Below are 13,037 nucleotides of genomic sequence, written 5' to 3'. Positions count from 1 at the left end.
ACGCGCTACCCCCTAGCAGGACCGTTGACGGCCTTACGGCTGAGCGTCGGGCCCTGCGGCATCGCCGCCAGCAGGCCCTTCGGGAACGGGACGGCAGCCGATGAGGCGAGTTTCAGGGAGGCGACGGCATCCGCGTCGGCGAGCCGGTACGCGATGCCCTCGTCCGAGATCAACACCGTCTCGGCGACGGGACGCGCCTTGGGTATCGGCGTCACCGTCATGCCGGACCCCGGTTCGGCCACCACCATGGGTGTGCCGTCGTCGAAGATCCCCGCGATGTACCGCTCGGCGAATACGATCTCGCTGGTCACCGTCTCGTTGAACGGCCGTTGCCGCAGGCAGAGCACCTCGCGGCCGGGGTCGTGCCAGTGGTGTCCGGTCAGGTCGGGCAGCCGGTCGGCGAGCGTACGGTCGCGGGACCGTGGCGCGCCCGCGACGTCTGCCGCGTCCAGGGTCACCGGCGCGTCGCCGCCGCGCACCGTGGCGAGGACGAACTCCATCCGGTTGACGGGCGCCAACCCGTCCGGGCGGAGCACGAAGAGCTGCTCCGCCCCGGCGGCCGGCTGCTGCCGGAAGAGCGTGCCCACCGGGCGGACCCGCCCGGCGACCCGGGGTCCAGGTGTGCCCGCGTCGGGGATCCGGGCCGCGCCGAGCGTGGCGCCGGTCGGCAACTCGTCCAGCCATGCGGCCGGGGCGAACGCCACCCGCGCGTTCGCGGCGCCGAGGGCGACAAGCACCGACTCGTCCGCCACCGGGAACTTGAACGGCCCGGCGAGCACGTACGTGACCCGGTCCGGTCCGCGTACCACCGCGAAGGTGTCGTCGGTCAACGGCGTGGCGGGGGCGCGCGGGTCGAGGTTCATGCCGAGCTTCGCGCCGGGCCGGTCCACCACCGACCCCGGCAGGCAGGCCAACCACGGACCCCGGACCAGCGCGTCGACGCCGGGAACGGACTGCGGCGCGTCGGCGATGCCGATCTCCGGACCGCGCGGCAGGTCCTTGAGCGAGTTGCGCGAGATGAGCTTCACCGCGGCGGACGGACCCTGCAACAGCATCGCGGAGGTCAGGTTCGGCGTCGGGTAGAGCACGCCGTCGCGGTAGACGTACCGCACGCCGGACTCCTTCTCCACCAGGATCGCCCCGGCCTGCCCGTACGCCCGGCTGCCGCCGGGCACGATCCAGCCGTAGACGGCGAACCCGCCGCCGACCAGGAGCACCACGATGATCCCGATCAGCAGGCCGGTCAGCGCCCGCTGCCCGGGGATCTGCGCGCTCGTCGGCTCACCCTGGACGAGCGCCGAACTCAGTCGCCCGGTCATGAAGCTGTGGGCGTGCACGTGGTCGCGTTGGGTCTGCACGGCGGGCTACCCGAAGAGTCCGCGGGCCCAGGCGTAGATGCCGAGGACCTGCGCCAGGATCGGCAGCACGGCCACGCCCGTCGCGACGTCGAAGAAGGTCGCCGTGTACTCCCAGAACGGCAGCATCCGCCGTGGCCAGGGCCGCAGCGCCGCCAGCACCAGCGGCACCAGCAGCCCGACAAGCGTGCTGAGCAACACCCATCGCCAGGCGGGCGACAGCATGTCGGCGAGCTTCGTGATCACCATGAGGTAGCCGACGGTACCGGCGACGACGAGCGGGCAGCGCTGCCAGAGACCGAGAAAGGTACGCGAGCGCAACAGGATTGCACTGGCGACCACCAGCACGAAGCTCCACCCCGCCCAGCCGCGGACACCCATCGTGAGGTGGAACAGCGCCGGCAGCACGAGCGCCGCCGTCACCATCGCGCCGGTCAGGTAGGTGTCCGCGTCGTCGGTCCGCCGGTGGACCTGGTCGGAGGCGGCGGGCTCGATGTCGTACGACATGTCCTCGCTGGTCTTGGGCAGTTGCGGACCGCGCAGCCGGGAGAGCTTCACCGCCATGCGGGGGGCCAGCACGATCACCACGAAGATCAGCAGGATGGCGACGGCGGCGACCCGTCGCATGCTCATCCCGCTGCCGTCGCGCATCAGCAGCATCACCGCGGTGACCAGGCCGGTCAGCCCGGCCACCAGCAGCGGCGGCAGCGGCAGGTGGGGCGCGACGGTCCGGTGCGCGAGCAACAGGAGCGCGGCGACGGCGAGGACGGCGACGGCGGCGGCGAGGACGGCCGCGCCGGTCACCGCGATGCGCTCCGGATCGCCGTCGACCGCGCTCGCGGCGGCGACCGCCGCGAAACCGGCCGCTCCGCCGCCGAAGAGCAGCGAGAACGCGCCGTCGGTCAGTCGGCGGCCACAGAACAGCGCCGCGCCCAGGAGCGCGCCGGCCAGCACAGCGCCGGCCACGACCTGCGGCAGGGCCGGACCGTGCGCGGTGAGCACTGCGGCGACGGCACCCATGAGGACCACCGACAGCAGGAGGAACAGGACCCGGCGGTACTCGGGCTGCCAGCGGTCGGTGCGCCGGTTGACGGCGGTGGCGATGCCGTCGGCGAGGTCGTCGAAGTCCAGTTCCGGCAGCGGGTCCTCAGCCGGGCGGAGGTGCAGTTCCTCCCCTTCGAGCCAGTCCAGGCTCTCCGGGGTGCCGGACAGCTCGAACGGGACCTGGCCGAGGCGCTGCAACACCCACGCCCCGTCGCCGACGCCCGCGTCGGGGTGCTGGGTGCTCTCCGTGGTCTGTTGCACCAACAGCGGCAACAGGGTGGCCACCGTGGTGGTCGCCGGGACCGCCAGGTCGACCTTGCGGGCCGGACCGACCACGGTGACCCGGCAGAGTTCGGCACTGAGCGTGGCGCTCACTGTGGTCCCTTCCTCATGAGACGTGTCCGGTCTGGATCAGCTTCACGCTGCGCCGGGTGACGAGCTGGGCGCGGCCGGGCGGCAGCCTGCGGGGCGCCGCCTCGCCGAGGAACTTGCCCTCTTCCTTCGGGTACGACAGCAGCGTGGCCGGGGTGCCGAGTTCCCACATCCGGCGCAGGACCGGATCCATCATGGCCCGCATGGCGCCCGAGGTGCTGCGCGCGATGATCACGTGCAGTCCGATGGAGACGCCCTGGGCCAGCAGCGGCAACACCGGGTCGAGCGCGGAGCCCACGCCGGCCGAGCGGGTCATCAGGTCGTAGTCGTCGACGATGACGAACAGCTCCGGCCCCTCCCACCAGTCGCGCCGGCGCATCCGCTCGGAGGAGATCTCCGGCCCGGGCACGCGACGGTTCATCGAGACGCTTGTCTGCCCGGCCAACTCGTGCAGCCGGTCGCCGGTGAAGCCGAAACCGACCTGGTAGTCGGCGGTGATCGCGGTGTCGAGGTCACGCCGCGAGTCACCGAGGACGACCTTCGCCTGATCCGGCGTGTAGTGCTGCTGGATCGCCCGCAGCACCAGCCGGAGCAGGTTCGACTTGCCGGTCTCGTTGTCGCCGAGGACCAGCAGGTGCGGGGTGGTCAGGAAGTCGTGCCACACCGGGGCCAACCGCTGTTCGTCGCGGCCCAGGCACACCTTGAAGGCCGGTTCCGGCACGGGCAGGCTCTCCACCGGCAGGTGGGTGGGAAGCATCCGGACGCTCGGCGCCGGCGGGCCGCTCCAGAACGTGCTGATCTCCTCGACCGTCGACTTGGTCGCCTCGGCGAGATCGTCGACGGACGAGTTGCCGTCCATCCGGGGGAGCGCCCCGAGGAAGTGCAGGCCGCCGCTGGTCAGGCCCCGGCCCGGCTGGTGCGGCACGGTGGCCGCCTTGCGCGAGCCCACGTCGGACTCCATCGAGTCCGCGAGCCGCAGCTCCAGCCGGGTGCCGAGCAGGTCCCGCAGCCAGGTACGCATCTCCGACCAGCGGGTGGTGGAGACGATCACGTGGATGCCGAACGACAGTCCCCGGGAGACCAGCTCCTGGAAGCGCGTCTCCAGGTCGCTGAAGTCCTGCTTCATCGTGTACCAGCCGTCGACGACCAGGAACACGTGCCCGTACGCGTCGGTGATCTCGCCCCGGGCCCGGGCCGCCAGGTAGGCGCCGATCGAGTCGAGGCCACGGTTGGCGAACTCGTGCTCGCGACGCTCCATCACCTGCCAGATCTCCTCGATGGTCCGGACCACCCGGTCGCGTTCCATCCGGGTCGCGATGGAGCCGATGTGCGGCAGCCCGGCGATCGAGGCGAGCCCGCCACCGCCGAAGTCGAGCCCGTAGAACTGCACCTCCTGCGGGGTGTTGGTGAGCGCCAGCCCGAGGATCAGGCTGCGCAGCAACGCCGACTTGCCGCTCTGCGGGGCACCGGCGATGCCGACGTGCCCGTCCGCTCCGCCGAGGTCGATGGTGAGCAGTTCGCGGAGCTGGTCGGCGGGCCGGTCGACGACGCCGACCGGCACCCGGAGGCGGCCCTGCGCGCCCGGGTCGTCCACCGTCATCCCGCGCAGCGGATCCGGCACGACGCTCGGCAGCAGCGTGTCCAGGCTGGGCGCGGTCGACAGCGGCGGCAGCCACACCTGGCGGGCCGGCGGTCCGGTGCCGGCGATCCGGTTGAGCAGCACCTCGACCAGGCTCGGCCCGGCAGTGCTGTCGGTCTCCTCCGGCTCGCTCTCCTCGACCGGGTCGGCGGTCCGGACCCGGCCCGGATCGTGCCGGACCGCGACCTGGCCGGTGGTGAACGGGACGACCTCGGCGGTGATCCGTTCGTCCTCGTCGGTCGAGCTGGACAGCCCGCTGCCCCGGTACGGCCCGGACACGTAGGCCGACTTGAAGCGGACCAGATTCGTGGTGTCGATCTTCAGGTAGCCGTTGCCCGGCTCGGGCGGCAGCTCGTACGCCTTGCCTACGCCGATCACCGACCGGGACTCCATGCTGGAGAAGGTCCGCAGCGCGAGCCGGTACGACAGGTGGCCCTCGACCCGGTTGATCCGGCCCTCGTCCAGCCGCTGCGAGGCGAGCAGCAGGTGCACGCCGAGCGACCGGCCGAGCCGGCCGATCGAGACGAACAGGTCCATGAACTCGCTCTTGCTGGAGAGCAGCTCGCTGAACTCGTCCACGATGATCAGCAGGACCGGGAACGGCATCAACTGGGCACCGGCGGCGCGGGCCTTCTCGTAGTCGAACAGTGAGGCGTACCCGCTGGCCCGCAGCACCTCCTGGCGGCGGGTCATCTCCCCGTTGAGCGCGTCCTGCATGCGGTCCACCAGCGGCAGCTCGTCGGCGAGGTTGGTGATCACGGCCGAGGTGTGCGGCAGCTTCTCCATGCCGAGGAAGGTCGCCCCGCCCTTGAAGTCCACGAGCACCAGGTTGAGGATCTCCGAGGAGTGCGTGGCGGCCAGCGCGCAGACCAGCGTCCGCAGCAGCTCGCTCTTGCCCGATCCGGTCGCGCCGATGAGCAGCCCGTGCGGTCCCATCCCGCCCTGCGCGGACTCCTTCAGGTCCAACCCGATGACCTCGCCGCCCTCGGTGACACCGATCGGGACGGTGAGGCGGTTGCGCTGCGGCGCGCGGGTCCGCCACAGCGCCGCGACGTCGAAGGTGTGCGCGTCGCGGATGCCGAGCAGCGTGGTCAACTCGAAGTCGCTCTCCAGCGGCTCCTCGACCACGTCGAGGGTGCCACTCGTCCGCTTGGGGGCGATGATCCGGGCCAGCGCCTCGCACTCGGTGGCGCCGAGCCCGTCGCGCGCCGCCGAGCCGGTGGTCTCCCCGGCGGGGAACGTCACCTGTTCCCCGTCCAGGGTCAACCGCAGCACCTTGGGTCCGCCCGGCATCCGGCCGGTCAGGTCGAGCATCACGACGTTGCGGATGCCCGCGCCGAGCAGCCGCGAGCTGTCCGGCAGGTCGGCCAGGTGCGCGATGATCACCACGAACGGCTCGGTGGACGAGGGCCGGGACTCCCGGTCGTGATCGCCCCGGTCGGAGATCTCCGCGCCGAGCAGGTCCATCAGTTCCTCGTGGCCGCCGGCGAACATCCGTACCGGGCCGGCCGCGTCGAACGCGGTCGGGTGGGCGTTGTGCGGCAGCCACTTGATCCAGTTCCACGGGCCCCGGTGGACCTCCGGCGCCAGCACCGCCACCCGCAGCTCGTCCGGCGCGTGCAGGGTGACGAGCGCGGCCACCATCGCCCGGACCAGGTCGACGGCCGCGTCGGCTTCCCCCTCGAACTCGACGCTCGTGAAGCTGCGCAGGCCCACCGAGGTGGGTACGCCGGAGACCGTCCGGTACGCCTCGGAGAAACGCCGCAACGAGATGGAGGCGAGCGGTTCGAGGTCCTCGATCGGCTTGGTCTGCGGAGGAAGGAACCGCAGCATGGCGTTCTGCCGGCCGAGCCCGATCCGCACCCGCGCGAAGTCGTCGTGGCTGGGTCGCCGCTCCCACAGCCGGCTGCTCATCGCCACCGACCAGAGCCAGTCCGGCTGCGGGTTGTTCCAGATCACCGCCGCCCGCTGCTGCTCGGCGGCCTTGCGCGCCTGGCGGCGCAACTGGGCGATGTACCGCAGGAAGTCGCGGCGTTCCCCGCGCATCTGGCGCTTGCGCTCGGCCGCCGCCCGGCCGACCTGCATCACGCCCATGACCAGCATGCCGACGGCCATCGCGCCGCCCATCACGTACAACACCGGGGCCCGGCTGTAGAGGCCGAACATGGCCATCATCGCGCCCATGCCGAGCCCCATCGGCACGATCATGGCGAACGAGCGGAAGTCGAGTGGCGCCTCCTCCGCCATCAGTGGCGGTTCCTGCAACTCCACCTCCCCGTCCGGGGTTTCCGGCCCGGACGCGCGGGGCGGGCGTTTGACCGTGACCGTGCTCATGTCGGCATCCCGTCGTGGCTCATCCGAGCACCCCCGTGCCAGCCCCGCCGCCGCCCCAGGCCGAGTCGTCCTGCCGGAGCAGCTTGACCGCGTACCGGTCCTTGCGGAGCCGTTCGGCGGCGAGGAAGTCGTCGTCCTCGTCGGCCGGCTTCGGCCGGCGACGCTTGGCGGCCTTGCGCGCCTCGGCCTCCGCCCGCTCGCGGGCCGCCTCGTCCATGGCCCGCTGCTTCTCCCGCATCAGGTCGAGGCGTTGGGCGGCGGTGTACTCCGGGCCGCCGCACATCGCCGGCCGGGTGCCGCCGGGCGACGCCACCGGCCGTTCCCGCTTCCACGCCTTGAAGGGCGTCGGTTCGAGCTGGTCAGCCATCGCTCGTCCGTTCCGTACGCTCGACGTCGCCGTGCAGCCACCACGCGTCCCCGTAGTCGTCCCAGGCCGACGTCTCGGCGTCCGCTCCGGCGGGCCGCACGATCACCACCCGGTCCTCGTCCGCCGGAGGCTCGGCCCCGGTCCAGGTGGGTTCCTCCTCGCGGAGCAGCCCGGCCGCGTCCGGGCGGTCGGCCGGCGTCCGGTCGTCGTCCCCCGGGCCGCCGAAAACCGGGAGGGGTACGGCCGGGACGGCGGCGACCGGACCCACCGGGGCGTCGGCCCCGACGACGGGTACGGCGAGAGCGTCCTCCGACCGCCACTCCGGCCCGGGGACCACGTCCGGGTCGTCGGCCCCGGGCCGCGGCGCGGGTCCCCGGTCCCGTCCGCCGGGCGGGGTCGGCCCGGACGGGGACGGCGTCCTCGGGGTACGCGGCGCGGCCGGCGCGGTGGACGCCGGCACGATGACCGGCACCGGCGCGACGACCGGCACCTGCGGTTCGCCGAGCCCCAGACCGGCGCCCCCGGCGGCGGCACCGTCGGGAGCGGACGGCGGACCGACCTCGTCCGTGGGTGGCGTCCAGTCGTCCGGGTCGCCGTCGACGAGTCCGCCGGCGTCAGGTCGGTCCGGCGTCCCGCCGCCGCCCGCACCCGGGGTGCCGGGTGAGCCGGGCGAACCTGGCATCGGCGGCGCCACCGGCACCCCGCCCGGTCCCGCCGCGCCCGGCGGCTGCCCGACCGGCGGCGCCCCGACCGGCGGCACCCCGACCGGCGGCTGCTCCACCTGCGGATCCCGCAGACCGGCGCCGCCGGCGGCGGCGCCGTCGGGAGCGGACGGCAGACCGACCTCATCCGTGGGTGGGGTCCAGTCGCTCGGATCGCCGTCGACGAGTCCGCCCGCATCGGGGCGGTCCGGCGTAGCGCCGCCGCCCGCACCCGGAGAACCCGGTGAGCCGGGCGAGCCGGGCATCGGCGGTGCCACCGGCACCCCACCCGGTCCCACCGCGGCCGGCGGCTGACTGATCCCGGGTTCCCTGATGCCGCCGGGGCTGGCGCCGCCGGGGGCGGACGGGTCGACCGGCGGGGGGACGACCGGGGTCCAGTCGTCCTGGTCGCCTTCGACAAGTCCGGCGGCGTCGGGACGTTCCGCCGCCGATCCGCCACCCTGCCCGGCGCCGGGGGAGCCGGGTGTCCCCGGCATGGGTCCCATCGGCGCGCCTGGCGGCGGACTACCGACGGGCAGGCCGGGAGGCGCCTGACCGCCGGGCGGCGGGTTGACCCCGCCCGGCGGGTTGACCCCGCCGGGCAGGCCGCCGCCGGCGCCGGGTGCGCCCGGCAGGTCCACACCGCCGGCGGCGTTCGGTGGGGCGTGGAGAGCGGGTGGGACGACCGGCTTGTTGTTGCCGTTGCCCGTGGTCCCGCCGGGGTTGGTCGGTGGGGCGCTGACCGCTGGCGGGACGACCGGCTTGTTGTTGCCGCCACCGGGGTTGGTCGGCGGGGTGTGGAGAGCGGGTGGGACCACCGGCTTGTTGTTGCCGTTGCCCTGGTTGCCGCCGCCCGGCGGAGCCGGCACCACGGGCGGGACGACTCCGCCCGGTCCACCGCCACCCGGCCCGCCGCCGAGGCCCGGTGGATTGCTGACACCCGGTGGATCGGCGATGCGACTGTGGAATTCCGGGTCGTTGAGGCCGGGCAGGCCATCGGGTGGATTCGAGGCGACGGGAGGGGCGAGGGCCGGCCCGTCGGGTCCGGATCCCGGCGGCTCGACGCCCGGGCCGCCGGGCGGATCCACGTCGGGGATCTCGGCCGTGGAAAGGTCGGGCGGATCGGCGACGGGCGGCGGCTCCACGCCCGTCGGAGGCGGCAACTCGGTCGGCGGCGGTTCGTACGGTGGCGGCGTCGGCGGCAACTCGGTCGGCGGCGGCGTCGGTGGGTCGTACGGTGGCGGGTCCGGCGGGGCCGTGGGCGGATCGACGGGCGGTGGGGTCGGCGGGTCCGGCGGTGGGGTCGGCTCGGCCGGCGGCGTCGGCGGCTCGGGTCCGAGGCTGCCGTCGCCGTCGGGTCCGCTGACGGAGCCGTACCGCAGCCGCGCGTACTGCTTCGCCAGTGTTTGTGCGACCTGGAGCATCTGGTCCGTCATCGGCCGGGCGAACCGGGTCGAGCTGATCGCCACGTTGCCGCCGCCCGTGTGGTTGGCGCCGTCGGCGGCGGCGATCTGCGCCCAGGTCACGTCGAGGTAGTCGACCTGCTCCTGCGCCCACTTGAGGTAGCTGGCGTTCATCATCAACTGGTATGGCACGCTCGACGTCTCGGGCATGCCCGCGCCACCGAGCAACCGCTCGGCCTGGCTGCCCAGGTAGTCGCCGAGATAGTCCATCTTGGCCAGGAACGCCCGGGCCGCAGTGCCCTGCCAGGGCTTCTCCTCACCGGCGATGGCATGCGAGTGGACGCTGACGAACGTCTCCAGCCAGTGCAGCAGGTTGTACGCCTCCTGGAACGCGTTGGCGGCGTCGATCAGGCTCTGGTAGTTGACCAGGGTCGCGGCGTACTCCCGGCCGGCGTCGCTCTCGATCGCCGAGCCGCCCCTGATCGCGGCCTTGATCCGGCGCCACCCGGGCGGGTCCATCCGCGCCCAGGTCTCCAGGTCGTTGACGTCCTCGACCGAGGTGTTCGGCGGCGGAAAGGTCGCCGGCTTGTCGACGGAGTTGGTCCAGTCGTCCGAGTCGTTGTCTGCCATGCCCCGCGGTGCCTACTTCTCTCCGTCGCCCGAGCCGTCGCCGCTGCCCGAGCCGTCCCCGTCGCCGTCGCTGCCGCCCGAACCCGAGGAGTCGCCGCCGCCGAAGTCACCGATGTCGCCGATGTTCCCCCACGAATCACCCATGGCCTTGCTGAACTCCTCCTCGGTCATCGCGTTGAACTCGGCGGTCTTCTCCTCGAAGTCCTTGCCGGTACGCGCGTTGCCGTCCTCGGTCTTCTCATAGGAGTCCGCCATCGTGAGCAGGTCCTGGCGCAGGGTGTAGAGCGTCTGGTGGATCTTTTCCATCAGGCCCTGGGTGTCGCCGATCAGCCCGACGCCCTCGCCGCCACCGTGGATCTTGCGGCGCATCAGTTCGGCCACCGCGAACTTGCCGGGCAGCACGTCGAGGTCGCCGAGTTTGTCGCCCACCGTGAGCATGAGGCTGCCGCCCCTGCCGTTCGGGTTGTCGAACAGCTCGCCGATGGAGTTCGCGAAGTATCGGATGGCCTCGGTGCTGACCTTCAGGTCGCCGTCCTTGTTGTCGCCCCCGGTGTACGCCTTGACGTCCGGCGTGTCGATCTTCCCGTCGATGTCGAGCTTGTCGGACTCCCCGAACTCGTCCCACTCGACGGAATCCTCGTCGGGGACGTCGTTGTCCTTGAAGTCCTTGACGACGTCGTCCCAGTTGTCGACGACCTCGTCCCGGTACCACTCGTAGGCGGCCCGCTCCTCCGCCGAGTAGTCCGACCAGTCGACGTGGTTGGTCCGGCTCGACATGATGTCCGACTGAACCCGGTCGATGACCGCCTGGATCCAACCGTCCGGATGTTCCTTCGAGAAACCGTCGATCTCACCGTTGTTGAACTTGTCCAGGATGCCGATGTAGTCGATGGCTTTCTCGTTGGGATAGCCGAAATCGATGGAAGCCATCCGTCACAACCTTTCCAGCGCGGCCGACTCGGAGGAGATGGTGCCCGGGGCGTGCCGGCTGCCGGGGGCACCAGACCCGGCAGCCGGCCGACGGTCAGCCGCCGCGGACGTCGTTCCAGATCTTGGAGTGCCGCTGCTCGGTGGTCCCGTAGTTGTCGGAGATCGTGAGCAGCGTCTGTCGGGCCCGCTCAAGGTGGACCGTCATCGCGCCGGCGGCGTTGCGCCACTCGGCCTTGGCCACGTAATAGGCGCTGCGCGCGTCACCGGTCCATTCCTGGAGACTCCGTTCGACGTTGCGTTCCATCTCGTCGAGCGCGCTCGAGATGCGGCCGTTGATCTGGTTCATGTCGTAGAGGGTGGCGTCGGCCTGGTTGAAGTCGAACCGGTAGTTGGACACCGAGGTTCCTTTCGCAGAGATGGTGACGGGTCAGACGCCGGGGAGCGCCGAACCGAACGACTGGGCGGTCTGCGACGCGTCGTCCTCGGCGGTCCGGTAGCCGGCGGTCGTGACGCCCATCACGTCCAGCATGTGCAGCAACTGGTTGATGACGGTCTGGAAGGACCGCTCCCAGTTGTCCATCGCCTGGTTGAAGTTGTTCGAGGCGGTACCGTGCCAACTCGCCTGGAGCGCGGCCATCTCCGAGTTGACGCTGCGGAGGTGACCGGTGAACTCCTGGGCCTTGTTGGCGAACTCGTTGGCCGCCGCCTGCATACCCGGGTCGGTGGTCTGCACCGTTGGCATGGTCACAACGACACTCCTTTCGTCGTACGTCGAGGGGTGACGACGTCGAACCAGATGTGCTCGGCGTCCGCCGTGCCGAAGATCCTGGTGATCGCCCCGGCGCGGCAAGCTCCGCGCGGGGCGCATGTCCGAATGACAGGCAACTCTGCCTACTTCACCCCGGTACGCCACACGCGCCGGGCCGGTAACGGGCCGTGGCCGTGCGGTAGGGAAAGAAGCCCTGCACGTTCGTGCCCGACAACCGCCGCGCCCCTTCCGGCCTCGGCACGGCCGCCATCTACTGGATCTCTCGCAGAAGGGGGCCGGCCGGTGAACGTGGACGATCGCGTCGAGGAGCTGTTCGCGGAGTACGCACGGCAGCGCAGCAGCCTGAGCGACCTTCAGGAACGGATGAGGAAGGTGCAGGGCTCCGCCACCTCGCCCCGACGCGAGGTGACCGTCACGGTCGGGCAGAACGGCGTACTGACCGAGATCGCCTTCCCGACCGGCGCGTACCGGCGGATGACCCCCACCGAGTTGCAGACCACCATCCTGCAGACCTTCGCCGAGGCGAAGGAGAAGGTGATGGAACAGGCGGCGGAGCTGATCGCGCCGCTGCTGCCACCGGGCATGGACGCGGCCAGGATGGTACGCGGTGAGGCCGGCCCCGACATGTACCTGCCGCCCGGCGGACCCCGGATGACGAGCGGTGTCCGCGCCCTGCTCGGCCTCAGCCCGGAACAGCCGTGAACCACCCGAACGGACCCCTCTGGGTCGATCCCGAAGGCGTCATCTCGGTCGGCGACACCTACCTCCAGCACATCGAGCGCTACGACGAGTGCCTCCGTCATCTGGGCCTGCTGCGGGCGCGGTACGCGCTCGCCTGGGGCGACGACGACATGGGCAACCAGTTCCAGAAGCGCTTCGACTCGACCATGGACGGCGTCGAGGGCAGCATCCTCGGCGTCCGGGGTTACCTGGAGTACGCGGCCGTCGGGCTGCGCGTCAGCGGCGAGGGCTATCGGCAGGCGGACGAGGACGCGGCCCAGGCCGGACGCAGGATCGCCGCTGATTTCACACCGCTCTCCGCGTCGTTCGCGGCCGGACCCGACGGGGACGCGCAGGACCCGGTTCCGCTCACTCCCGCACACGCGGTGGTGGCCTTCCGGGTCGAGGAGGAGCCCGCCGAGCTCACCCCGCTGATCCCCGCGATCTCGGCGTTCCGGACGTACGACACCACCGGCCTGTTCGTCGACGGTGAACCGATTCCCCCGGGCTACCAGTTGCAGACGCTCACCACGTTCCCGGACGGCACCTCCCGGATCGACGCCAACTACTACGACTCGGTCATCCCGCTTGGTACCCGGCAGCCGACCACCGCCGACGGCCAGCCCGTCGACCCGAGTGGCGACCAGTTCTTCCTGGTCAAGCGGAAGGAGGACGCCGCTGTCGAACCCTCCGCGCCCGGCTACCGCCCGCTGCTGATCAGTTTCAAGCCGGACGGGTCAGCGACGCCGATGACCGTGGATCCCGGCTGACGC

10 protein-coding genes are annotated in these 13,037 nt (G+C 71.8%); 2 read left to right on the top strand and 8 right to left on the bottom strand.

What is annotated here, in order from left to right; translation table 11 throughout:
• Positions 1-5: 5 nt before the first annotated feature.
• The 8 genes from eccB to O7602_RS19670 form a co-directional block, all read right to left on the bottom strand.
• Positions 6-1,358, bottom strand: coding sequence for a type VII secretion protein EccB (gene eccB / locus O7602_RS19705; protein ID WP_281584113.1), 1,353 nt, complete (start codon positions 1,356-1,358; stop codon positions 6-8).
• 6 nt (positions 1,359-1,364) lie between these two features.
• Complete coding sequence (gene eccD / locus O7602_RS19700) at positions 1,365-2,735, bottom strand: type VII secretion integral membrane protein EccD (RefSeq protein ID WP_281590409.1); 1,371 nt, start codon at positions 2,733-2,735, stop codon at positions 1,365-1,367.
• Positions 2,736-2,787: 52 nt separating this feature from the next.
• Complete coding sequence (eccCa, locus tag O7602_RS19695) at positions 2,788-6,744, bottom strand: type VII secretion protein EccCa (RefSeq protein ID WP_281584112.1); 3,957 nt, start codon at positions 6,742-6,744, stop codon at positions 2,788-2,790.
• A 19-nt stretch (positions 6,745-6,763) separates the two neighbouring features.
• Positions 6,764-7,111, bottom strand: coding sequence for a hypothetical protein (locus O7602_RS19690; protein ID WP_281584111.1), 348 nt, complete (start codon positions 7,109-7,111; stop codon positions 6,764-6,766).
• Positions 7,104-9,845 carry a hypothetical protein gene (locus O7602_RS19685; protein WP_281584110.1) on the bottom strand — a complete coding sequence of 914 codons (2,742 nt, stop codon included), beginning with the start codon at positions 9,843-9,845 and terminating at the stop codon, positions 7,104-7,106. Before O7602_RS19685 ends, O7602_RS19690 begins: the two co-directional genes overlap by 8 nt.
• Before the next feature lie 12 nt (positions 9,846-9,857).
• On the bottom strand, positions 9,858-10,775 hold the full coding sequence (locus tag O7602_RS19680; protein WP_281584109.1) for a hypothetical protein: 918 nt from the start codon (positions 10,773-10,775) through the stop codon (positions 9,858-9,860).
• Positions 10,776-10,869: 94 nt separating this feature from the next.
• Positions 10,870-11,172, bottom strand: a complete 303-nt coding sequence (locus O7602_RS19675) for a WXG100 family type VII secretion target (RefSeq protein WP_281584108.1) — start codon at positions 11,170-11,172, stop codon at positions 10,870-10,872.
• 30 nt (positions 11,173-11,202) lie between these two features.
• Positions 11,203-11,523 (bottom strand): WXG100 family type VII secretion target, encoded by a 321-nt coding sequence (locus O7602_RS19670; RefSeq protein ID WP_348651289.1) that lies wholly within the window; start codon positions 11,521-11,523, stop codon positions 11,203-11,205.
• 303 nt (positions 11,524-11,826) lie between these two features.
• Here O7602_RS19670 and O7602_RS19665 point away from each other — a divergent pair, with 303 nt between their 5' ends.
• Together O7602_RS19665 and O7602_RS19660 are read left to right on the top strand one after the other, a co-directional pair.
• Positions 11,827-12,246 carry a YbaB/EbfC family nucleoid-associated protein gene (locus O7602_RS19665; RefSeq protein WP_281584107.1) on the top strand — a complete coding sequence of 140 codons (420 nt, stop codon included), beginning with the start codon at positions 11,827-11,829 and terminating at the stop codon, positions 12,244-12,246.
• Positions 12,243-13,034: a hypothetical protein gene (locus O7602_RS19660; protein WP_281584106.1), complete on the top strand. Its 792-nt coding sequence runs from the start codon at positions 12,243-12,245 to the stop codon at positions 13,032-13,034. Before O7602_RS19665 ends, O7602_RS19660 begins: the two co-directional genes overlap by 4 nt.
• Positions 13,035-13,037 lie beyond the last annotated feature (3 nt).

Source organism: Micromonospora sp. WMMD1128, assembly GCF_027497235.1.
Classification (GTDB): Bacteria; Actinomycetota; Actinomycetes; order Mycobacteriales; family Micromonosporaceae; genus Micromonospora.
Note: the sequence above shows the minus strand (reverse complement) of the source record. Positions and strands in the feature narration are given on the sequence as shown.